Source organism: Promicromonospora vindobonensis, from assembly GCF_042685865.1.
In the GTDB taxonomy this organism is placed as follows: Bacteria; Actinomycetota; Actinomycetes; order Actinomycetales; family Cellulomonadaceae; genus Promicromonospora; species Promicromonospora vindobonensis.
On the sequence record NZ_JBHUOG010000002.1, the window covers coordinates 66,639 to 87,011 of the forward strand.

Annotated in this window: 25 protein-coding genes; 19 read left to right on the plus strand and 6 right to left on the minus strand. The window is 67.0% G+C overall.

Translation table 11 applies throughout. The annotated features are described in order from the left end of the window. Positions 1-150 precede the first annotated feature (150 nt). The 4 genes from ACFS27_RS13525 to ACFS27_RS13540 are packed head-to-tail and all read left to right on the plus strand — an operon-like array spanning position 151 to position 7,610. The gene (locus tag ACFS27_RS13525) at positions 151-2,130 is read left to right on the plus strand and encodes a hypothetical protein (RefSeq protein ID WP_377183790.1); all 1,980 of its coding nucleotides are present in this window, start codon (positions 151-153) and stop codon (positions 2,128-2,130) included. A gap of 8 nt (positions 2,131-2,138) precedes the next feature. Continuing rightward, positions 2,139-5,108 (plus strand): ATP-binding protein, encoded by a 2,970-nt coding sequence (locus ACFS27_RS13530; protein WP_377183792.1) that lies wholly within the window; start codon positions 2,139-2,141, stop codon positions 5,106-5,108. Continuing rightward, entirely contained in the window at positions 5,105-7,075 is a 1,971-nt protein-coding gene (locus ACFS27_RS13535; protein WP_377183794.1) for a DNA/RNA non-specific endonuclease, read from the plus strand. The genes ACFS27_RS13530 and ACFS27_RS13535 overlap by 4 nt, the downstream gene beginning before the upstream one ends. Beyond that, complete coding sequence (locus tag ACFS27_RS13540; protein WP_377183796.1) at positions 7,068-7,610, plus strand: hypothetical protein; 543 nt, start codon at positions 7,068-7,070, stop codon at positions 7,608-7,610. Before ACFS27_RS13535 ends, ACFS27_RS13540 begins: the two co-directional genes overlap by 8 nt. A 194-nt stretch (positions 7,611-7,804) precedes the next feature. On the opposite strand, the gene ACFS27_RS13545 is transcribed toward ACFS27_RS13540, so the two are convergent. Next, complete coding sequence (locus ACFS27_RS13545; RefSeq protein ID WP_377183798.1) at positions 7,805-7,954, minus strand: hypothetical protein; 150 nt, start codon at positions 7,952-7,954, stop codon at positions 7,805-7,807. Between the two features lie 201 nt (positions 7,955-8,155). Then, positions 8,156-8,533: a hypothetical protein gene (locus ACFS27_RS13550; protein WP_377183800.1), complete on the minus strand. Its 378-nt coding sequence runs from the start codon at positions 8,531-8,533 to the stop codon at positions 8,156-8,158. A gap of 6 nt (positions 8,534-8,539) precedes the next feature. Between ACFS27_RS13550 and ACFS27_RS13555 the strand changes: the two genes are divergently transcribed. Both ACFS27_RS13555 and ACFS27_RS13560 read left to right on the plus strand, forming a co-directional pair. Beyond that, complete coding sequence (locus tag ACFS27_RS13555; protein ID WP_377183802.1) at positions 8,540-8,734, plus strand: hypothetical protein; 195 nt, start codon at positions 8,540-8,542, stop codon at positions 8,732-8,734. Positions 8,735-8,891: 157 nt separating this feature from the next. Further along, positions 8,892-10,085 (plus strand): UDP-N-acetylmuramate dehydrogenase, encoded by a 1,194-nt coding sequence (locus ACFS27_RS13560; RefSeq protein WP_377183804.1) that lies wholly within the window; start codon positions 8,892-8,894, stop codon positions 10,083-10,085. 283 nt (positions 10,086-10,368) lie between these two features. Here the strand turns inward: ACFS27_RS13560 and ACFS27_RS13565 are convergent, their stop codons facing one another. From ACFS27_RS13565 to ACFS27_RS13575, 3 genes are all read right to left on the minus strand, one after another. Next, a complete protein-coding gene (locus tag ACFS27_RS13565) occupies positions 10,369-11,499 on the minus strand; it encodes a hypothetical protein (RefSeq protein WP_377183806.1) in 1,131 nt (376 codons plus the stop codon). Then, positions 11,496-11,861: a hypothetical protein gene (locus tag ACFS27_RS13570; protein ID WP_377183808.1), complete on the minus strand. Its 366-nt coding sequence runs from the start codon at positions 11,859-11,861 to the stop codon at positions 11,496-11,498. The genes ACFS27_RS13565 and ACFS27_RS13570 overlap by 4 nt, the downstream gene beginning before the upstream one ends. Before the next feature lie 76 nt (positions 11,862-11,937). Beyond that, entirely contained in the window at positions 11,938-12,765 is an 828-nt protein-coding gene (locus tag ACFS27_RS13575; protein WP_377183810.1) for a hypothetical protein, read from the minus strand. 571 nt (positions 12,766-13,336) lie between these two features. On the opposite strand from ACFS27_RS13575, the gene ACFS27_RS13580 reads away from it, so the two are divergent. The 9 genes from ACFS27_RS13580 to ACFS27_RS13620 all read left to right on the plus strand — a co-directional run bounded on the left by ACFS27_RS13580 (position 13,337) and on the right by ACFS27_RS13620 (position 17,344). Next, the gene (locus tag ACFS27_RS13580) at positions 13,337-13,765 is read left to right on the plus strand and encodes a hypothetical protein (protein WP_377183812.1); all 429 of its coding nucleotides are present in this window, start codon (positions 13,337-13,339) and stop codon (positions 13,763-13,765) included. Positions 13,766-13,872: 107 nt separating this feature from the next. After that, entirely contained in the window at positions 13,873-14,325 is a 453-nt protein-coding gene (locus ACFS27_RS13585; protein ID WP_377183814.1) for a hypothetical protein, read from the plus strand. Further along, a complete protein-coding gene (locus ACFS27_RS13590) occupies positions 14,322-14,612 on the plus strand; it encodes a hypothetical protein (RefSeq protein ID WP_377183816.1) in 291 nt (96 codons plus the stop codon). The genes ACFS27_RS13585 and ACFS27_RS13590 overlap by 4 nt, the downstream gene beginning before the upstream one ends. Continuing rightward, entirely contained in the window at positions 14,609-14,845 is a 237-nt protein-coding gene (locus ACFS27_RS13595; protein WP_377183818.1) for a hypothetical protein, read from the plus strand. The genes ACFS27_RS13590 and ACFS27_RS13595 overlap by 4 nt, the downstream gene beginning before the upstream one ends. Before the next feature lie 285 nt (positions 14,846-15,130). Then, on the plus strand, positions 15,131-15,514 hold the full coding sequence (locus tag ACFS27_RS13600; RefSeq protein WP_377183820.1) for a hypothetical protein: 384 nt from the start codon (positions 15,131-15,133) through the stop codon (positions 15,512-15,514). A gap of 139 nt (positions 15,515-15,653) precedes the next feature. Next, complete coding sequence (locus ACFS27_RS13605) at positions 15,654-15,839, plus strand: hypothetical protein (RefSeq protein WP_377183822.1); 186 nt, start codon at positions 15,654-15,656, stop codon at positions 15,837-15,839. A 167-nt stretch (positions 15,840-16,006) separates the two neighbouring features. Continuing rightward, positions 16,007-16,327, plus strand: coding sequence for a hypothetical protein (locus ACFS27_RS13610; protein WP_377183824.1), 321 nt, complete (start codon positions 16,007-16,009; stop codon positions 16,325-16,327). After that, entirely contained in the window at positions 16,324-16,560 is a 237-nt protein-coding gene (locus ACFS27_RS13615; protein ID WP_377183826.1) for a hypothetical protein, read from the plus strand. Before ACFS27_RS13610 ends, ACFS27_RS13615 begins: the two co-directional genes overlap by 4 nt. A gap of 286 nt (positions 16,561-16,846) precedes the next feature. Further along, positions 16,847-17,344, plus strand: a complete 498-nt coding sequence (locus ACFS27_RS13620; protein WP_377183828.1) for a single-stranded DNA-binding protein — start codon at positions 16,847-16,849, stop codon at positions 17,342-17,344. A 262-nt stretch (positions 17,345-17,606) separates the two neighbouring features. On the opposite strand, the gene ACFS27_RS13625 is transcribed toward ACFS27_RS13620, so the two are convergent. Then, positions 17,607-18,215, minus strand: coding sequence for a hypothetical protein (locus ACFS27_RS13625; RefSeq protein WP_377183830.1), 609 nt, complete (start codon positions 18,213-18,215; stop codon positions 17,607-17,609). 330 nt (positions 18,216-18,545) lie between these two features. Here ACFS27_RS13625 and ACFS27_RS13630 point away from each other — a divergent pair, with 330 nt between their 5' ends. The 4 genes from ACFS27_RS13630 to ACFS27_RS13645 all read left to right on the plus strand — a co-directional run bounded on the left by ACFS27_RS13630 (position 18,546) and on the right by ACFS27_RS13645 (position 20,311). Beyond that, positions 18,546-18,878 (plus strand): hypothetical protein, encoded by a 333-nt coding sequence (locus ACFS27_RS13630; RefSeq protein ID WP_377183832.1) that lies wholly within the window; start codon positions 18,546-18,548, stop codon positions 18,876-18,878. A gap of 24 nt (positions 18,879-18,902) precedes the next feature. Continuing rightward, positions 18,903-19,289, plus strand: a complete 387-nt coding sequence (locus ACFS27_RS13635) for a hypothetical protein (RefSeq protein WP_377183834.1) — start codon at positions 18,903-18,905, stop codon at positions 19,287-19,289. Between the two features lie 89 nt (positions 19,290-19,378). Continuing rightward, positions 19,379-19,918, plus strand: a complete 540-nt coding sequence (locus ACFS27_RS13640) for a hypothetical protein (RefSeq protein ID WP_377183836.1) — start codon at positions 19,379-19,381, stop codon at positions 19,916-19,918. 69 nt (positions 19,919-19,987) lie between these two features. Beyond that, complete coding sequence (locus ACFS27_RS13645; protein ID WP_377183838.1) at positions 19,988-20,311, plus strand: hypothetical protein; 324 nt, start codon at positions 19,988-19,990, stop codon at positions 20,309-20,311. Positions 20,312-20,373 lie beyond the last annotated feature (62 nt).

Consider the following 20,373-nt stretch of genomic DNA (forward strand, 5'->3'; position numbering starts at 1 on the left):
GGTCAGCAGAACTGGCTGAGCGGCCGTCGGGGACCGGGGTTATCCCTGGTGGTGGGCTTGTAGGTCTCGCCACAGGGGGCGGGTTCTGACATTCTCTATGACCGTATGCCTGGTACGTGCGATGGCGCCTTCTACTTGGGGGAATGGGACGTGGAGCGCAGTACGACGAGCGGCGTGGTGCAGCAGGCCGAGACGGCTCGTACCCGGCTGGCGGAGCGGGTGTTCGTTGCTGAGGCGCGGTGCGGGTTCACGTACGTCGAGCCTCCGTCTCCGGTACCGAGCCCGCTGGTGGGGCAGCGTCCGGTCAAGGGGGTGCTGGAGCCGTTGGACCGGGAGGCACTCGACGCTGACCGCAGGGCGGGTGCGAAGAAGCTGGTGCGTCGCCTGGTGGTGACACTGGTGGTGACGCTGGTACTGTCGTGGACCGCGTGGGGGGACTGGCTGGCGCCGGCCGCGTTCGTGATCGGGACGACGTTCACGATCGCCGCGATCGTGGCACCGAGGTTGCGCTCTGGCGAGATCGAGGCCGCGCACGCACAACGTGCCGCCGACGCGGAGGCGCAGCATGAGGCGGCCCTGACCCGGTGGCAGGCTGACGTGGACGCGCATGACCGGGCCGAGAAGGACCGCTACGAGCAGGCGCCGCGCTGGTTCCCGGTGCCGTTGCGGCCCGGGTGGAGCCGGGCGGACGTGTTCGGAGGCACGAGCGACGGCTGGGCGAGCCTGCTGACGACACTGGGTCCGTCGATCATGGGTTCGGGCAAGGACATGCTGGTCCTGGACTTCAGCGAGAACGCCGTCGCTGCCGATCTCGCCGATTTCTGCCGGGCCCAGGATGTGCCGGTCTCTCAGGTCTGGTGGCCCTCGCCGACATCGGGTCTGGACCTGCTGGCCGGGCTTGACCCGGAGGATATAGGTGAGCTGGTCGCGAACGTCGCCAGTCCCGGGTCGGGAACCGAGCAGGCACATGTGCGTGATCTGGACGCGAATCTGATCGAGGCCGTGGCCGAGCGTCTTGAGCCGCCGTACACGTTCACGCGTCTGGAAGCAGGGCTGCGGGTCCTGCGCAGCAGCTACCGGGCCGGCCACGAAGAGCTCCTGACCGCGGGGGAGATCAAGGCCCTGCAGGGGCATCTCGATGCCGCTGGTGCAACCCCGACTGCCAAGGATCGTCTGCAGCACCTGGCCGGAGCGTTGAAGAAGCTGGTCGAGGGCAGCGACGACACGGTGCCGGAGCAGCCGCCCGACGGCACCAGGGCAGGGCAGGTGTGGGCGGAGCGGGGCCTGACCGTGATCTCTACCGGGTCGCAGTACGCGCGGCGCAAGCCGTTGTACGACCGGGCGGTGTTCCACCGGATCCTCCGGGACTTGCGCGCGTCCCGGCCACGGGTGCGGGACAACGGAGTGATCTTCGTGGCGGGAGCCGATGACCTGGGTGTGGAGAACCTGGAGGCGTTGTCGCACCAGGCGCGTCGGGTCGGGGTGCGGCTGGTGCTCATGATGAGGTCTCTGCGCGAGGAGTTTCAATCGCTGCTGGGCGGTGCGGACAGCACCGCGCTGATCATGCGGCTGGGGCCCGCCAAGGAAGCCGCTGCCGCGGCTGACTTCATCGGGAGGAACCACAAGATCACGCTGTCCCAGGTCACGGTCCAGGTCGGCAGAACCTTCACCGAGGGTTCCTCGTGGTCCGAGGGTGGCTCGGACTCGGTTACCCAGGGCACCTCCACATCGGTCACCGAGAACTCGTCGATCTCGTTCGGGACTAACAAGTCCACGGGCCAGGGCGCTGGCAGCTCGTCAGGGTCGTCGGGCAGCAGTATGGGCCGGTCCCATGGCACGAGCACGACCTGGTCGGAGTCGGAGTCCACGACTCGTGCCGCGACGTGGCAGGACACGGTGAACCACTCCACCGCGGACTCGACCTCTACGAGCGAGACCCACGGGCGAGGCTACGAGTACGAGGTCGAACCCAATCGGATCCAGGCGCTGCCCGAGACCGCGGCGTTGCTGATCGATCCGGACGGGCACGCGGGACGACGGATCGTTCCGGTCGACTGCAACCCCGGCATCACCCTCCTGGAGGGTGTCTCCAATGTGCCCCACGGACTGCCCGCCGGGCGAGATCGGTAGGGGCGCTGATGCCTTTCCTGGACGGGCACGAGCTCTTCCATCTGCGGGAGACGCCCATGGATGACCAGGACCGTCCACGTCTTCCCGCACAGTTGTTCGCTGCCCTGACCGCCGCGCACGCCCAGCTGGCGGCCATGCCGGCCGAAGGCCGGCCGGGCTTCGTCGTGGCGTGGGACCGGCCTCCCGGGCAGCGACAGATCCGTGTCCTTGCCGGTGGCCGCCCCACCTTCCCGCCCGGAGGGGACACGTCCGGGATGCGGATCCTCGGTGAGCGCGCCGGCCGCGACCCTGACCGTGGGGACCGTCTGGAACCGGTGCTGTACCCGCCGGGAAGCCGCGCGACAGTGATTGACCCCGCGACTGTGCACGACCAGTGGAGCCAGCTGCCGTACTGGACCCGGTGCCATGGCCAACCCGACCACCTCTGGGCCGACGACAACCGCCAGGACGTCTCGGGGCGCCAGGTCCGGGGAGGGTTCGACGACTACATCGCGCACCTTCCAGGCGCGTTCGCGTGGCTCGTGGTCGCCACACCGCGCACCAGCACGCAACTCCAGAACGATCTCGACCGCCTCGAGGTCACCATCCCGGGGCTACGGCTCGAAGAGTCGGTGGAGGCCAGCCGGATCGACCTCGTGCGGGCTGAGGGCAGGTTCCGGGAGCTGTCCAAGGCCCGTGCCGCCGGCACCTGGGACGTCCATGTCCTGGTCGGCGCGCAGACCGAGGCCGCCACCAGGTCGGCCGCCGCGTTGTTGTGCAGCGCGAGCGACCTAGACGAACTGCCCTACGTCCTGACGCCCGGCCAGGAGATCGCCGACCTCGAGTCGGCCTGGACCACGGTGACCTCGCCGACTCGTGGCGCACTGTCGGATCCGGCCTCACCGTTCACCGCGACGTCAGAGTTCCTGACGGCGATTGCCCGCCCGCCTCGACGCGAGTTGCCCGGCATCCGCCTGGTCGAGCAACCCCGGTTCGACCTCACGCCCGAGCACGACGGCGACATCCCCCTCGGCTGGGTCCTGGACGACGCCGACCTACCGGTCGGCGACCTCAAGATCGCCCTGGGCACCCTCAACCGGCACGCGTTCGTGGCCGGCGCGACCGGGTCGGGCAAGTCCCAGACCGTGCGCCACCTCCTGCAAGGACTGCACCAGCACGACGTTCCGTGGCTGGTGATCGAACCTGCCAAGTCCGAGTACGCCGGAATGGCCGGACGCCTGCACACCCCTGGCGGGGAGGGGAAGTCCGGTACAGAGGACACCAGTCGTGATGATGTGTTCGTGATCCGCCCCGGTGATCCCGACGCCGCACCGGTGGGGCTGAACCCGCTGGAGCCCGAGCCGGGCTTTCCCTTGCAGACTCACCTGGACCTCACACGTGCCTTGTTCATGGCCGCGTTCGATGCCCAGGAACCGTTCCCGCAGGTCCTCTCGCAGGCTCTGGCCACCTGCTACAGCGAGCTGGGCTGGGACCCGGTCACCGGCGACGCCCACACCGCGGCCGGCCGACCGAAGTACCCCGATCTGGCAGACCTGCAGCGAGTGGCCATGGACGTGGTCGACGGCATCGGGTACGGACCGGAGATCAGCCAGAACGTCCGCGGCTTCATCGACGTGCGGATCGGATCTCTGCGCCTGGGCACCCCCGGCCGGTTCTTCGAGGCTGCCATCCCTATCGACGTCGGCGAGCTGCTGCGACGCAACGTCGTGCTGGAGATCGAAGACATCGGCAACGACGCCGACAAGGCCTTCTTCATTGGCACGATCCTGATCCGCCTCTACGAGCACCTGCGCGTCCGCGACGAACAACGCACCCACCACGGGGACAGTACAGCCAGGGGCCTGGCGCACGTCACGGTGCTGGAGGAAGCACACCGGCTGCTTAAGCGCGCCGAGGAAGGCAGCCCTACCGCACACGCCGTCGAGCTGTTCACCTCTCTCCTGGCCGAGATCCGCGCCTACGGTGAAGGCATCATCGTGGCCGAGCAGATCCCGGCCAAGATCGTGCCGGACGTTATCAAGAACACCGCCCTGAAGATCCTGCACCGCCTGCCGGCCGCCGATGACCGAGAGACGGTCGGCGCGACCATGAACCTCGACGACGCCCAGTCCCGACACGTCGTAGCACTGCACCCCGGCAGGGCTGTCATCTTCACCGACGGCATGGACCGGCCGATTCGCCTGACCATTCCCCTCGGCGAGACCGTCGAAGATCGGACTCTTGCCCGTCAGTTCCCGCACACGGATACTCTGGTCGGTCCGCTCTCTTTTCCGGGAGGCACGCGGCGGGAGTGCACGCTCAGGGAGCTCAACCGGGCCACACGCCTCGCGGACGACCACCCTGAGCTGATGCTGTGGATCGAACTCCTTGTGCTGGCTCACGTCACCGGGCAGGCCGCTCCCTCGCCCAGGGCGCCCTGGCTGCAGGACCTGACGCAGCACTTCGAGGACACGCGCCTCCTCGAGCGCGGTGTCGCCCACCGCATCGAGGCGTCGATCGAGACCCGCTACACCGGACTCGCTGTCTACTACCGGCCCGAAGATCTCGCCGAACACCTCATGACCAGCGTCGCTGCGACCCTGACTGGCGAGGAGACCAACGGCTGCGACGGCAGCGAAGTCCAGTGGCAAGCCGGTCCCTACCGCTGGAACGACATCTTCACGTCCCTGCATGTCGCCACGGTGAGCGAACCGCACCCGGACACCATCCGCTGGGAAGCCAGGGGTGTCACCCTGCCGGGTAGCACCGCTAGCGAACAACTGACAGCGCTACGGCGTCATCCCTCGACGTGGCAGCCCGACCACACCATCATCACAGGCGGCAAAACGCCCGTGGTCGACAGTGTGATCGCGCGCCTGAGCAACGCGCCTGACCACTACGAACGGTTCCTGGCTGCAACCAGCTTTCTCTCGTTCGACGCCAAGCGGACGTTCAACACGCTGGAACTGTCAGCGGCCGCGCTGATGAGCGCACGATGAGCATTGACGGAGGCAGGCAGTCCGACGTCGGCAACGATGCGGGCAAGCCGGATTCGAACCAGCCGTCGGCATCCGACTCGCCCCGGTCCCAGAAGTCGGTGGCAGAGAAGCTCCTGGACGCAATGGCCGAGAACCGGATCATCGGGCGGGACAACCCGCGCAAGTTCGATGACGGCACTACCAAGCACGAGGCGCACGGAGCGTCCGACACCGACAACCCAGAGTCAACACCGTCATCAGCGCCTGATACGCCCCGAGTCCGGAAGCCAGTCAATGAGGAACTCCTCGATGCGATGGCCGAGGGCCGGGTCATCCGTCGGGAGGACTCGCGCGAGACCGGCAGCGACACGTCCCGATCCGAGGATCGGTCCGACACCGACGAGCAGGCCGGTGCGGCGGGTGACATCCCCAACGACGATCGGGACGAGCCCGCCGCGGAGATGGACACTCGCCCCGCTGCCAACGGACTTGACGAGAAGCAGCCTGACCACGATCTACTGCTCGGGGTCGAGACCGGGGACCTGCCCGAAGGCGACCAGATCGGCGAGGTCGTAGCCGATCAGACGACTGCAAACGATGCGACGGCCTGGGACGCCCAGGCATTCGAAGAGGCTGGGCAAGCCCCGGACACGGACGAGACCCCAGGGCCTGAAGAGGCCCCCGCCGTCACGAGTTCGGGCGCCGAGCGCGCCACCGTCAGAGAGAATCAGGACCAGCCTCTCCCCAAGAAGGACGCACATGCCGCTGTCGTCGACGAGTCCGGCGAACACGCTCGACCCGGCGAATCTGACGTACACCCTGGTGTCGACGTTGCGGTGCTCGGGGACGGCACCGAGGGGCGGCCTGTAGGCGACAGGTCCGGCAACAGCGTCGCTGCGCAGACGAGTGAAGACTCGGTTGGCAACAGCAGCTGGGATCAAGAGCGAGGGGAGCAAGAACCAGGTACGGACGAGACTTTAGACGTCGTCGACGAACCAGTCGACACGGGTGAGGAACGCAAAGACGTCGACCTGGTCGATCGGGACATCGATGCTCATGCTGGCTTCGTTGGCACTGAAGCGACCGGCTCGGCCCGGCTGTCCGACACCGAAATTGAGGGGCGTGAGGACTTCCCGGGGCAACCCGACCAGACCGATATGCGCGGCGAGGACAGCAATCTCAGCGAGTCCGCGGCGTTCGAAGACATGCAGGATCTCGACGTTGGCGGCGATGCCGAACCGTTCGAAGACATGCAGGATCTCGACGTTGGCGGCGATGCCGAACCTTCGCGACCCGAGGTACCTGATGTTGACGGCATCGATCAGCGTTTCTCTGCACCGGAAGTCGTTCAGCGCCTGTCGGGTGAGATGCCGTCTCCTCGCAAGCCCTTCGCGGCACTTGACAACCTCGAACCGAACGCGGCATATGAGGTTCCCAATCGGGGCACCTTCTACACTGATGACACTGGCAAAGTCGTGCACGTCGAGGCACAGTATGGACGCACAGGAGCTCTCAACTGGGACCTGATGAAACCTCAGCCGGACGTCACGTACGTCGTCAATGACCACGTGTTCGTCACCGACCACGCTGGTCGTACGATCGAAGCCTATGCAGATGATCTTCAGATTGGTGATGCAGATCGCTCTAGGAGCATCCAGGGCAGGATCGGAAATATCGGCGGTGAAGAGTACGACGGCGGCCACCTGCTCGCCAACATGTTCGCGGGTGGCCCGGAAGACATCAACCTCGTCCCGATGCTCTCCGATCTTAACCAAGGTAACAGTCCAGGCGATACGTTCTACGCAGTCGAGCAAGAGTTGCGCGCAAAGTTGCGACCACCGCCAGATGCGGGCCCCGACTGGGAGCCACCAAGTATTAAGTTCAAAGTCCTGCCTGAATACGAGGGAGAAAGTCGGGTCCCGATTGCAATCACGGTCGAGTATACGGTCGATGGCGACACGGAAAGAAGGAGATTTTTAAATGAGTGAAAATGTACCACCAATGATTCGTGAGGGTGAATTGGTGCAGAAGGCGGCCCGGGAGATCGCACGCCACGTATCTGATTCCGGGGACTGGCACACCATCGTATTCGTGAGCCGAAATCTCTCGCGATATGCAGAGGAAAAGCTCACTGTTGATCGACCGACCGGCACGGACAAGTCACTTGCAGCACCTCGTGTGACGTGGAAGAAGATCGTGGAGCTCCGCGACGTCATGTATCGAGATGGCGCTGGCACCTGGTTTTCAGTGAAGCTGACGATTATGAAGAAAGACGGGCGCGTCAGGATGCGCGCTGACTACAATTATGACGAAGTCCCCCAATGGGGCACCATGCCGGCTTCTGGTCTATACACCACCGACCTGATCAAGTACCCGCGGGACCAAGACAAGATGCCCGACTGGCTGGTTGAACAAGTCGCTCTAGCTCGGACTGAGTACCCGGAGGAATACGAGAAGTATGAGCAAGCCCGACGGCACCGTCGCGAATCGCCGCCTACTTCTGCGAACGAGGCCGATACCTGACCTCCGAGGGAGGGCATGCGGCGTTCCTGAATGGGCTTAGTGCTTGTCGTAGATGACATGACATCGGTCGCTGTTTGCAGGTCGTCGGGTGGCGGTCGCTGGAGGTGCAAGTGGGGCCGCCCCCAACGGTTACCGCAGACGGTGGCTCCGCCGCGTACGTTGACAGCAGCGATGGTGGCGGTCGAGCAGCGGGCTCAGACGCCGTCGCCCTCGAGAAGGGCCTCCGCGAGCTCACGGGACTTGGCTACAAGCACGCGATCCAAATCCGGGCGTTCCGGCCAGCGGCCAGCGACCTGGAAGAACAGCGCATCCATCTCGGCGAGCTGCTCCGCGGGTATGGTCATGCGATAACCGTAGAGTCCGGGCTCCGGGCCCGCCTCGCTCTGTCCACACCTCTCGACGTCCTCGTGAGACTGAGTGGGAACACGGCCGAGCGGAAACCGGGCCGGATCGTTCTTGACGGTGGCGCAGCCGTCGCCTCGCTCGTAGCGTTCGCCGAACAGATCTGAGGCCGGCATAGGACCTGGCGTTCACGTCACCCGACGTCACGCCCCGACGGACATCAGACGGGTGCCAGGGTGAACCGCCTCGACCTGAACCGAGTCGACGCCCAGCGAGACCATGAACCGGCGCGGTCGGCCGTCGCCTCGTGCTTGGCGGACGACGTCGTATCGAACCTGGCGCAGCCAGTAGTCACCGCCTTGTGGGCCGGACCATGCCGCGCGGTCGACACGCATACGTAGTGCCGCGTTCTCCCACGCACGGCGGGTGAGCAAGGTGTTGTTCTTTCGGCGGGCACGTGCCAGAAGCTGGCGCTGCTCGCTGGCGGTGAGCGCGACGTGTGGGCCGACGACGACCTGGTCGACGCCGTCGAGCAGCGCTGCGATGACCTCAGCACTGCGGCAGCGCGCATCAGGGATCATCAGGGCGTGCTCGAGGTCGACGCCCGCTTCGGACAGCGCGAGCGCGCGGCGTTCCTCGTGGGGCCGCCGCTCATCGGCCCCGTCGCGCACGCGACGGGCTACCGCCTCGCGGTGCTCGTACTCCTGATCCCCATGGTGCTCGCGCTGGTCCAGGCGCGCTCCGTGCGGCCGCTGCCTACCGCGCCCGGTGTGAAGAGGTAGTGCAGGGAGACGAGCGCACGGCTTCGGCGGCGGGGCCCGCGAGGTCGGGCATGGAACACGTTCGTGGGCGCTGGAAGGTTCCAGAATTGGCAGACATCACCCACGGCATGTCGGAGATGTCCACAAATCCAACGCGACAGGTAGATAGGCTCGCATGGTGAGTCCATACCCGGCAGACACCGTTCAGGCGCAAGCGGTGGCCCCCAGCCTCGCCGACCTCACCACACTCCGCGTGGGTGGCCCCGCAGCCTCGTTCGTCGAGGCTGAGGAAGAGGCCGCTCTGATCGAGGCGGTGAGCACCGCCGACGACGACGGTGTGCCGCTGCTGGTCGTGGGTGGCGGCTCCAACCTGCTGGTGGCCGACCAGGGCTTCGACGGCGTCGTCGTGCGCGACATCCGCAGCGGCATCACCGTCGAGTCCGACGACTCCTGTGGCGGCGCTGTGGTGAGCGCACCGGCCGGCCAGAACTGGGACGATCTCGTGGAGCGCGCCGTGGCCGAGGGCTGGGTGGGTGTCGAGTCGCTGTCGGGCATCCCCGGGACGGTGGGCGCCGCCCCGGTGCAGAACATCGGCGCGTACGGCCAGGAGCTCTCCGGCGTGGTCTCGCTGGTCCGCACGTGGGACCGGGGCGAGCGGCGCGTGCACACGTTCTCCGTCGGACAGCTGGACTTCGGGTACCGCACGTCGCTGCTCAAGCGTTCGATGCACAGCGAGGGCCGGGACGAGGACCCGCGTGCCCCCTGGTACCCGTCGCCGCGCTACGTGGTGCTGACCGTCCAGTTCCAGTTCCGGCTCGGCACGCTGTCCGCACCCGTCGGGTACGGCGAGCTGGCGCGTCGTCTGGGCGTCGAGGTGGGGCAGCGCGCCCCGATGAGGGAAGTCCGCGACACCGTGCTGGGACTGCGCGGCGGCAAGGGCATGCTGCTCGACCGCCCGCCCTTCGGCGCCGAGCCGGACCACGACCGCTGGAACTCGGGGTCGTTCTTCACCAACCCCGTGATCCCCGTGGAGCACCTCGCGCACCTGCCCGAGGACGCTCCCCGCTATCCCGTCCGCTCGGCCATGCCGGAGACCACCACCGGTCCCAGCCTTGGCACCATCGACCCGACGCTGGTCAAGACCAGCGCCGCCTGGCTCATCGAGCGGGCCGGCTTCGGCAAGGGTTTCGGCCTGGCGGGGGAGCACAGCCCGGCGCGGCTGTCGACCAAGCACACGCTGGCGATGACGAACCGCGGCGGCGCCCGGGCCGAGGACGTCGTGGCCCTCGCCCGCGCGGTGCGCGACGGGGTCCGCGACCGGTTCGGCGTCACCCTCGTGCCCGAGACAATCCTCGTAGGAGTGTCACTCTGATCAGTCCACGGTGGTCCGTTAGCGTGGTCCCTTAGCGCGATCAACTTGCGTGCGCTGTATGTCGAGGTACTCAACGCTCGGCATCGTGAGGACGCGCCGGCGGTGGCCCGGGAGACGCTGGCAGAGCGGGATGGACTCATCGCATAGGGAGGATCGGTCGCAGGCGTACATCGGTCCGCCGTCCTAACGTTGGGTCATGACCACGCGCTCGTCCATCGCGGTCATCGCGCGGCACATCCTCGGGCTACTGCGCGGAAGGCGCGATCCCAGCGCATCGCGAGGATCACCTGATCGGCCGTCCTTCCCGCTCGCGCTCGAGCCTCTCCTGCTTTCTGGTCGCCTCACGCACCCTGTCGCGGACAAACAGCGCGTCCTTGTGCGTGATCGGCGCGTCATGGACGTTGTGGGAGCCGCGCAGGAAGTTCTCCGTCCGGTCGGCGATGGAGTACGCCACAGCCTGCTCGATGGTGGCACCGGTCTGACGGACCATGGCGAGCTCGTCGCCGAGGCGGTGCAGCGTGTTGCTCTGGTCGTTCTCGAGCTGTTCGAGGCGTTCCAGCCGCGCAGCCACGCTGCCCAGCAGCGGGTCCCGGGAGCGGAACAGCTCCGCGGCGCGCTGGGTCGCGGCGTCCGCGGTGATGCGCAGGTCGAGCTGCGCCGCCAGGAACGCCGTCACGAGCGTGCCCTGGCTCAGCCGCCGGCTGAACTCGCGCGCGTCGGCGTCGCTCACGCTCAGCTCACGGACCGCAGCCGAGCGCAGCTGCTCGCGCAGCACGCTCATGATGACGTCGGGCAGCGATTTGATGTGCGGCTGGCTCTTCACACCCGAGAGCCGGAAACCCGACTGGGGGAGTGCCTCTGTGTCGTCTGCACCGCCCGAGCCACCCCTCGCCGACGACGCACCCTGCACAACCTCTTGGTGGTCAGTGAGCTGGAGCGAGGCCGGCGTCTCAGGTTCGGTCTCAAGATCGGGTCCTGATGCGGCGATGTAGCTGACGCCGACTTCGGCGCCGGCGTCCGCCAGTGTCTCGCGGGCGGGGGCGGCCACGCTCGCCGACGCCTCCGCCGGTCCGCCCGGGGTCATCTCGCCAGCTGCACCTCCTGCAGCGCTGGCGCCACCGGTGCCGCCGCGACGGCTGGTTCCACCGGCGCGCTCGGACCCCGCGGAGGCGGGTTCGGAATCCGGCCCCAGGGCCTCGGTCTCGCGGTCGCCGTCGTCGTACTGCGTACCAGCCTGCGGTTCGGCAGCTCGTGGCTGCGCCTCGGCTTGCGGCGCGTCTGCCTCTTGCGCCTGGAGCCGCTGCAGCTCGGAGCTCCCGCCATGTCGGTAGGCGTCGAGGAAGGGCATGTCGACATCCATCACCTCGTCGGTGGGTGTGGTCGTCTCCAGCATCTCCGAGAAGTCCCGGCTCATGACAGCTCTCCGTCCTCGTCGTCGAGCAGGTAGTTGTCGCCGCGGGTCAGTCCGATGAGGGAGTCGAAACCCTGGGTGACGACGCGCTCGAGGTTCGCCGAGTTCGTCGACAGGGCTTTGACCTCGTCGACGAGCTGGTTGAGTCGCGCGATCTCGAGTGTTGGAAGGTCGTAGTCGAGGTTTTCGCGCTGGATCTTCTCGACCACCGCTTCGGCCGCGTACTCACTCGCCGACGGGTAGCCGCGCTTGTCGGCCCAGTACTGCACCCGCTGTTTGTCGTCGGGCGACATCCGGACGAACATGCCGGGGCGCCGGCTGCCTGCGGGCGGCTCTGCCTGATCCGGCTTCTGTGTGAGGGTCATGACCGGCTCCTTGCTCCGTTCGATGCTCTGTCTTCGAGCGCTCCTCTGGGTCCTTGCGTGGCCTCGCGGGTGGCTCTCAGGATCCAGCCTCCGGGGGCAGGTCCGGGGTCACGTTCGTGCAGTCCACGAGACTGGTGGTGAACTCCGCCGACTCCCAGATCGCCTTGTCCTCGTTGCCCGGCAGGTGGTCGGCCACCGATCCGGTGCCGACGGGCGCTCCGCCGGCCAGGAAGCGCAGTGTCTTCTGTGTAAAGCCAGCGTCGAGCACGGCGCCAGACAGACACGGCCCAGCCGCCGCATAGGTCTTCTTCTGGTTCTCGTCCAGTGCGTAGGAGGAGAACATCGAGACCAGGCCGTCGGTCAACTGCGCGACCGAGGTGATCTGCTCGTCTTCGCCGACCTCGTACCTCGGCTTCAGGTTCGGCTCGTCGGCCACCGGCGCCAATGCCGGGTTCGGAGACTCGTAGGTCTGATGCCCGCTGCCATCGGGAAGCAGGTCCTGGTCGACACAGGCGTCGAAGTCCTCGCGCAGCCGTGGCGAGAGCAGGATCGCGACGTCGTCCTCGCTCACCTCACGCAAGCGGTCGATGATCGCGCCGAGGTCGTCACTACCCGTCTCGGTGAGGTAGACCAGCGCCTCGTCCGACAGTCCCGTAGTGCGCACGGCGGTGACCAGACACACCCCGCCGTCCGAGCTCGAACGCTGGGTGCCCTGGTAGACGAGCTTGTCCAGCGCCGTGCCGAGATCCTCGTCGGTGACCTCGACCGGCTCGGTCGTCGGACGCTGCGTGGGTATCGCCTGTTCGCAGGCCCTGCCACCGGAGCACCCGGGAAGCAGGAGGCCCAGGGCCGCAGCGAACACGACAGCTGGCAGCGCGGTCTTCCTGGTCGTCCTGGTCTGCATCGTCCTCGTGTCTCCTGTCCGACACCCTGTGCCCTGTCCCAGCCGAGCGCGCGGAATCGCCGACTCGACTGGTCCGCAGTGATCTATCGATCATCTCGACCGACGTTCCATAGCATCTTATCCGAAAGATCTATCGAATGGTTGTCTTCGATCAATCGGAATGCCATTGCCGGTGGTGCCGCCTGGTGAGGGGGAGCGTCGAGCGGGGAGCGAGCGCACAGGTGGTGTGCAGGCCTGGCCTGGTCTGGTCAGGGATCAACGGAGTTGATCCGGAGCGATTTCTGACACGTCATGTCGGGCATCTCGACATGCAGCGTGGGTAGCTCCAGGAGAAGCAGACACAGGACCTCGTCGTCCGGCTGCTGATCTCTCACGTCTGGCCTTGTCGCACTCGGTCGGACGACCGACGGTCGCGAGGTCAACACTCCGCTCATCCTTGCGTCGACCTGCATTCCTGGGTCGGGCGGGGAAGGCCGAGCAAGCCACCGCCGCCTGACGCCTCAGGCAAAGCAATGCCGCCACGCCCCAGTTTCCAGACCCGGACGTGACGGCACCACCAAAGGAGATCCTAATGCTCCGCAAGAACGAACGACGGTCGAAGGAACGACGGTCCCCGGTCCTGATCCAGTACGGCGCCATGGCCGTTGCGCTTCTCGTCTCCGGCGCCGCCGGGCACGGCTTGACCGTCGCCCTCACTCCCGAGCCTGAGCCCATCACCCACACCATCGCGACGGACACACCGCCGTGCCTGGCCGACCTGATCGAGTCCGGACGCGCCGAGCGCGCCCATCGCAATACGGCTGACCAGCACGACGCGCTGGCCAGGGTGCAGGCCTCCGAGCGGTACGACGCCGAGCGCACCCGTGACAACGACACGATCGCCGAGGCCGCCAGAGCCCTCGACGCCGAGATGGCGCTGGTGCAGCAGGCTGAGCTCGACGCCGCCGGCGCCGCCGCCGCGTTCAACAAGGCGGCCGAGCAGTGCGAGACGGACCAATGACCGTCCGCCGGCGCCACGAAACCTCGATACCCGTGCTCGCCTCCCACGTCCCGCGTGATCGTCCCGGCCCACGCACACCTGGTGTCCGGCCCGATCGGGGACCAGCGATGGTCGAGCACATCGACCGCAGACAGTGCAGGTCCTGTGGCAACTGGTACTGGACCGGCGACGAGCACACCTGCCCGCCTGCTGGGCAGATCGCCGCGGTCTACATCCCGCCAGCCGTCGCCGACCCCGCGACCATCCCCGACCCTGACCGCACTCACCCGGTGGGCCTGACCTGGTACGTACCGCTGGAGGCCCAACAGATCCAGCTTGGGTCGAGCACTCACCGACCCGCGCTGCACCCCGCGCTGCACCTGGACGCGGGGCGCTACTGGTCCGGCGCCAGACACGGCCTCGCCGTCGGTCAGGCCCTGATCGACATGGAGACCGCGGCCGTCCGGTACGCGCTGTCCGCCTCGTTCGACCGGGCCCCGCGGCTCGCCGTCGCTTTGGTCGAGGCCGCCAACAGGTGGGACCGCGCCAACACTGCCTATGCAGAGGAGTTCGCATCGTGAAGACCGCAATCTTGCTCAGGACGAACCTGCCTCAGTTCCATGGGATGGCAGCGCTGTATCGCCTCGACCCGCCGCTCCAGGGTCACGCGCACGTCGTGGTCTCCGCATTGGAGGCCCCGCACCACGACCCGGAGGCAGGCGGCACCAGCATGCACGCCGAGACCTACATCTACGGCGCCGACGCCGACGGGGTGCTCGCCGACCCCACCGAGCTGCCGGGCTCCACGGCCGGCACGCTCGACCACCGAGTAGCGCTGCTCGGCGCCGGATACGAGGCGACAGCATGACCGCCCGAAACACCCGGACCACCCGCCACAAGCCCCGGGTGCCGACGAAGGAAGAGCTGGCCCAGTACGAGGCGATGCGCGCCACGGCGAAAGCCGCCATGCGCCGGGCCGAGTCCATCAACGCAGCCCTCGCCGATCTGTTCAAAGTCGCAGAGCGCAACGTGAACTGCGGCCTCGGGGACAGGGACCTGCGAGCCGCCGTCGACGCGGTGACGGAGGCGCGGCGGAGCTGAGCCGAAGTACATCCAGATTCTCCGGCAGGTCCCTGGCGGGTCGGTCACGAGGCCGCGGAAAAAGAAGAACCCCGGTGATGCGCGAGGCATCACCGGGGTTCTTCTGTGAAGTCGGTCCTGACACCGGCGGAGTGCGTCAGCGAGCAGCTGCGCGCAGTCCGCGTAGTCGCTGCCAAAGGTTTGCGAACGACGGGTGCGGCGCCCATCTGCCGGTCCCGCCCGATCTCTGATCCACCAACCCGGGGCCGCACCACCGGCCCCGGACCCCAACGCCCAGGAGCACCCATGATCGACACCACGACCACCAGCATCACTGACGCCGAGGAGATCGCCCGCACGCCGATCCGAGTCGGCAACCTTCTCACCAGGTACGGGCCGAGTCGGATGGCCGACGAGGCAACTGCCGGCTCGTCGACGGCACCCGCCGCAGGTGCCACCTGGGGGAGCGGCACGCCCTGGCTGGACGACGGCACGGCTCTGCCACGAAGCGCCGAGCAGGAGTGGTGCGACCTGTGTTCCTACGACGAGACGTGCGAGCCGGGCATGCCCCGCGACGTCGTCGACTACTCCATCGAGCACGACCCCACCTGGGACGACCGCTGGGGCCAGGGCCCGCAGTACGAGGTCTGGCACCTCTGCTGTGGCCACACGCTCGCGCAGCTCTGCTGATGTGCCGAGCGAGGAGTCATCGCTACATCGGCTGGGCCTCCTCGGGGCGGACACGTCTGGGTGCCGTGGGGAAGGGCTTCTGACGCAGCAGGGCTGCGTCGGGGGTCTTCTCGACATCCGTTCGTCGAAGGGATCCCCCATGACACCGCTGCAGAGCTGGGCGTTCCTCGCCCTGGCCTTGTTCCTGCTCTTGTGCCTGTGTCTGAGCCTCGTCCGGCTCACCCGCAAGGTCGAGTACCGGAACACACACGGCCAGGACTCCGGCGTGCACGCGGACTCGCACGACCCCGACGAGCCCTACGACCACGAGAAGGACGGGCTCTGAGACCGGTTCACCCGGCCTCCACCGAGCACCCCCGAGCCGTCGCGCGAGCAGATCAGGTCCCGCGCCCGCCGCAACGCATCACCGTGCGCGCCGGCGACCTGGCGAAGCCGCGGCGGCCCGGGAGCACCAACCACCCCAGTACGCGCGCTCACGAAGGAGCCACCATCATGATCACGCCCACCACCAAGGACGACGTCACCATCGTCTTCGGCACCACCGAGCTGACCGAGCTGACCGGCTCGCTCCACCACGACATGGGGTACCAGGCGCTGACGCTCATGACCGACGAGGGCCCTGAGCGGCTCTCGGTGAACCTCTTGGACTACGGCTTTATCGCCAGGCCCGGCAACGTCTTCATCAAGGACTGGTCCGAAGGTGAGGGCCTGACCGCCCGGCTCGAGGCCGCTGGTCTCGTCAAGCGCGTGCACAAGGTGGTCGTCGGGCCGTTCTGCTCGACCGCCTACGAGGTCGAGGTGACGCTGGGATGACCGATCGGAACACGGATCTGGGGGAGAACCTCGACGAGATCAAGCGGTCCATCCACCTGATCGCCCAACGCGCCCTCGACCTCGTTGTGCTCCAGCAGAAGCAGCTCGAAGAGCAGCAGACGCAGAGCCTCATCGCCTACCTGCAGATGTCCCGCACGACCAGCACAGACCAGGGCGCGTCGTGCAACGACCAGCAGCTCGACCGCCTCATCCGCGAACGGCTGAACATCTGACACCGGGACGGACCTGAGCCCTGGAATCACAGCGTCCGACCAGCAGAGCTGATCCGGAACACGTGGTGCAAGGGCTTCTGGGATCGACGAAGTCGATCCGGAAGGTATGTGCAGGAGCACTCGATCAGCACGCCTGATCCGGAGCTCGTCCTGAAGACCATCGTTCGATCAGCGGAGCTGATCCGGATGGTGACTCGACAGACAACCGAACAGCTCAACCCAACCCACCCCGCGCGCGGATCGACGACATCGACCGCGCGCTCTCGTGTACCCGAGGAGCATCATCATGTCGAACCCCCGCAACAACGGCACCGTCATCGGCCGCCTCGCGAACGACCCGAAGGTCTTCGAGAACAAGGACGGCTCCAAGAAGGTCCTCCTCACGATCTTCGCCGACCGCAACTACACCAACGCGCAGAACGAGCGCCCGTCCGACGCCATCCCCGTCGAGGCCTTCGTCCGCTCACAGACCCAGGGCCTTGGCCCGTACTCGAACATCCACAAGGGCGACCAGGTCGCCATCGGCTACACGCTGCGCATGGACCGCTACTCGAAGAACGGCGAGCAGGTCTTCGACCTCAAGGTGACCGCCGAGGACATCACCTTCCTCGAGCCGCGCTCGGTGACCCAGGCCCGCCTGGCCGAGCGCGTCGTCAACGCGGAGGCCCAGAACCAGGCCGCCAGGCAGGACCAGGTGCACGTCGCCGCGGCGGCCGCACAGCCTGCGACCTCCAGCGCCGTGCAGGACGAACAGCTGCCCTTCGGAACCAGCGCAGCCAGCTAGCCGTGCGACCGGTGCCCTGCGGGGCAGCCCGCCACGAGCGACGAGGGTCGCAGGGATGGAAGCACCTCCCAGGCACCGGTCCAGGCTGCGCGTGCCACAACTGAATAGAGAGTCGTACCCGAAGATCCCCGTTCGAGAAGCCTCGTGCTCCTCGAACGGGGATCTTCTTTTTCTTCGCTATCTCGCCAGCCTCTGAAGCGCCAGGAGGGCCGTTCGCACCTGGAGCGCTTCTTGACGCAGCAGTCTGAGCCAGATTCGGAAACTACTTCTTCTTGACCTGCCGACCGTTGAGATCCTGCCTGATCTCGCGCTCTAGGTCGTCCAAACGAAGATGGAGCCGTACGTAGGAATTTCGAAGCGCCTTCTCATGACCGCCCATTTGCTGCACTTCTTGACGAGTGAAGTCCACCACCCGTTGGCCGAGGCTGGCGTTGCCGAACAGCGCGAGCGTCTCGGGTACGGCGGCACTACCTTCGTCGATTGCTTTGAGAAGGCGCAAACCCGAGATGCCTCCCATCTCGTTGTCGACCTTGGCCCACGCTGCACGGACGCCGGGTGAGGCGTAAGCGGCCATCTTGCTCTGAAGTGCAAGAGGAAGTTTTTCACCTTCCTCGATGTGTTTCGATGCCTCGCGCGCCCACTCGAGAACCTCCACGTACGTCTCAGCGCGTCTTGGCCAGACCTTCTCTTCCATCGCCAGCCGACGCTGCTCTTTGAGCGTGTTGCGGTTGTTGACAAAGCTCACGAACCACCCGATCCCGCTGGCCACCACAGTCCCGATGACGGCGACAAGCGCAGTGGCGAGCGCGACCTTGGTCTCGGCTTCCAGCGCGGACCAGTCGAAGCCGAACAACCTGCCGAGGAATTCCACGGCCCCAGCGTGCTGCACAGCCCTGTATCTGACCAGTTGACGCGCCTGCGAACCGCGAACTGGAACCGCTACGAGGTGGCAGCCTCCGCCGCCCATGCCCGCCTGCGCTGCACGCCGCCTTGCTGGCTGGAGCAGCAGGGATCAGCGGAGCTGATCCGGATCTGGCGTCGAAGAACATCTTCTCTCCCCAGGAGGCCACTATGCCCAGCTTCACCTGCCCCAACGACGGCGTCCCCATGGAGTCCGACGCCAGAGGTGTCCACTCCCACAAGGACGTCTCACACACGTGCCCGGAGTGCGGCTACAGCGAGACCCGCTGAGGACCCCGACATGCCCGCAGCGACCCGCAGAGACCGGGCCGACGCCCTCACCCCGGCCTTCTGCGAGATGTTCCAGAACCCGACCCCGGACTTCCTCGACGTCGTCTACCGCTCGACCGGGCGTCATCGCCTCTTCGGTGGCAAGAGCGCTCGCCTGCTGCGCGCCGGCGACATGGTCGCCCTGCGCGACCTGCCCCTGATCCGGGCCGATGTCCCGGGCGTAGCCACCGTCGTCGACGCGTCCGTCTCGTCCACGGGTACCGCATTCGTCATGACCGCCGAGCACGGACTGTTCCTGACCCCCGGCTCGCGCCTGGTTCTCGTGCACCGCGCGGCCGTCTGACCGAAGAAAGGAGCCCTGATCACCATGGCCTTCCTCGAACTCATCGGCTTCGTCGAGACCCCCGAGCAAGAGCGCGACCGGCTCGCTCAGGCCCCCGACGGTTCGATCAACCACTTCCTGTCCACACTGCCGGTCACGATCCCGGGCTGGCCCCTGGACCTGCTCATCGAGCTGCCCTGGGTCGCGCCGCGCACCGACCGCAAGTACCGGGTCGTGGTCGTGCCCATCGAGTACCAGCGAGACTTCCTGCCCGACGGCGTCGACCAGGAGCCGCTGCCGCGCCGGCGCCACTCCGGCTCCTGGACGTGTGCCGTCGTCGCCTCCGACCACCCGGCCTACCCGGTCGGCGGCCACCGGATCGTCGTCTCCGGCGCCGAGCTGGCGCGCGGCAAGAGAGTCAGCCTCGGCTGATCCATGTCCTGGTGATCCGGTCCCGTCCGTCCATCGAGGCGGGCGGCGGCCGCGCTTTTGCGTACCCGCACCCTCATCGAGGAGCACAGATGTCTCAGCAGACCCCTCAGCCATCCGCCGCGTACGCGCGCCGCACCTACTACATCCTTGAGCCACACAGTCACTGCGCGGGTCCCCAGACCGGCTACATCCCCATCGAGACGATCGTCGAGCGCGTCCACGGCAAGCCCTACAGCTCGCTGCGGGGCTGCCAGCGCGATCAGGAGTCGTTGCCCAACGACAGCGTGAAGCTCTACGAGCTGGAGTCGGACGACGACTACGAGCAGGCGCTCCACGACTTCGACCGGACCGAGATCTACCTCGGGTACGACCGTGCGCGGCAGGAGAGCGTCACCAAGGCCGGCATGACAGAGCTCGACTACTGGTTGAGCATCTCCGTCTCTGACGACCACGCGAAGGTCACGGCTCAGGCCAACCCGCCGGAGACTGCCGATCTGGAGGGCGCCGTGTTCGAGGCCTACTTCTACGCCGACCTCGCCTTCACACCGTCGCTGGAGGGAGTCCTGGCTGACCTCATCCGCCGAGGGGAACTGCCGAGAGGTAACTACATCTTCCGGCACTGGTGGTGACTGCTGGACGTATCGAGCATCCCGGTGATCGAACAGGCGCTACCCATACCTGAGACGAAGGACACCACCATGCCCACAGCACCGGCCGACCTCGCCGACCTACGGATCGGCGACCGCGTCGTCGTCAAGCGCAACCTCGACCACCCCGCGTGGATGAAGCAGGTGCCCGCCGACCTCCGGGACGGCGGTACTAGGTGGGTCCGGGACGAGAGCGTCGTCGAGACGATCGGCATCGCGGCGATCGTCGACCGCCGCCACCACCCAGCGATACCAGGATCGTGGCAGGTCTGCGAAGCGAAGACCCTCGTGAGGCTCCCCAGCGGCTTCTGGTACGACCTGGCCACCGGGCTCCAGGACGGCAGCGGTGCCACGCTCATCGAGCGCGTTCGCTGAGGCAGACTGAGCATGCACTGAAGACCCCACCGTACGGAGCGAATGCTCCGTACGGTGGGGTT

Excerpts from the sequence above, each read along its gene's own strand:
- ACFS27_RS13530 (WP_377183792.1), top strand. The coding sequence starts at position 2,139 with ATGCCTTTCCTGGACGGGCACGAGCTCTTCCATCTGCGGGAGACGCCC.
- ACFS27_RS13535 (WP_377183794.1), top strand. The coding sequence starts at position 5,105 with ATGAGCATTGACGGAGGCAGGCAGTCCGACGTCGGCAACGATGCGGGC.
- ACFS27_RS13540 (WP_377183796.1), top strand. The coding sequence starts at position 7,068 with ATGAGTGAAAATGTACCACCAATGATTCGTGAGGGTGAATTGGTGCAG.
- ACFS27_RS13545 (WP_377183798.1), bottom strand. The coding sequence starts at position 7,954 with ATGACCATACCCGCGGAGCAGCTCGCCGAGATGGATGCGCTGTTCTTC.
- ACFS27_RS13550 (WP_377183800.1), bottom strand. The coding sequence starts at position 8,533 with ATGATCCCTGATGCGCGCTGCCGCAGTGCTGAGGTCATCGCAGCGCTG.
- ACFS27_RS13565 (WP_377183806.1), bottom strand. The coding sequence starts at position 11,499 with ATGAGCCGGGACTTCTCGGAGATGCTGGAGACGACCACACCCACCGAC.
- ACFS27_RS13570 (WP_377183808.1), bottom strand. The coding sequence starts at position 11,861 with ATGACCCTCACACAGAAGCCGGATCAGGCAGAGCCGCCCGCAGGCAGC.
- ACFS27_RS13575 (WP_377183810.1), bottom strand. The coding sequence starts at position 12,765 with ATGCAGACCAGGACGACCAGGAAGACCGCGCTGCCAGCTGTCGTGTTC.
- ACFS27_RS13580 (WP_377183812.1), top strand. The coding sequence starts at position 13,337 with ATGCTCCGCAAGAACGAACGACGGTCGAAGGAACGACGGTCCCCGGTC.
- ACFS27_RS13585 (WP_377183814.1), top strand. The coding sequence starts at position 13,873 with ATGGTCGAGCACATCGACCGCAGACAGTGCAGGTCCTGTGGCAACTGG.
- ACFS27_RS13595 (WP_377183818.1), top strand. The coding sequence starts at position 14,609 with ATGACCGCCCGAAACACCCGGACCACCCGCCACAAGCCCCGGGTGCCG.
- ACFS27_RS13600 (WP_377183820.1), top strand. The coding sequence starts at position 15,131 with ATGATCGACACCACGACCACCAGCATCACTGACGCCGAGGAGATCGCC.
- ACFS27_RS13605 (WP_377183822.1), top strand. The coding sequence starts at position 15,654 with ATGACACCGCTGCAGAGCTGGGCGTTCCTCGCCCTGGCCTTGTTCCTG.
- ACFS27_RS13610 (WP_377183824.1), top strand. The coding sequence starts at position 16,007 with ATGATCACGCCCACCACCAAGGACGACGTCACCATCGTCTTCGGCACC.
- ACFS27_RS13615 (WP_377183826.1), top strand. The coding sequence starts at position 16,324 with ATGACCGATCGGAACACGGATCTGGGGGAGAACCTCGACGAGATCAAG.
- ACFS27_RS13620 (WP_377183828.1), top strand. The coding sequence starts at position 16,847 with ATGTCGAACCCCCGCAACAACGGCACCGTCATCGGCCGCCTCGCGAAC.
- ACFS27_RS13630 (WP_377183832.1), top strand. The coding sequence starts at position 18,546 with ATGCCCGCAGCGACCCGCAGAGACCGGGCCGACGCCCTCACCCCGGCC.
- ACFS27_RS13635 (WP_377183834.1), top strand. The coding sequence starts at position 18,903 with ATGGCCTTCCTCGAACTCATCGGCTTCGTCGAGACCCCCGAGCAAGAG.
- ACFS27_RS13640 (WP_377183836.1), top strand. The coding sequence starts at position 19,379 with ATGTCTCAGCAGACCCCTCAGCCATCCGCCGCGTACGCGCGCCGCACC.
- ACFS27_RS13645 (WP_377183838.1), top strand. The coding sequence starts at position 19,988 with ATGCCCACAGCACCGGCCGACCTCGCCGACCTACGGATCGGCGACCGC.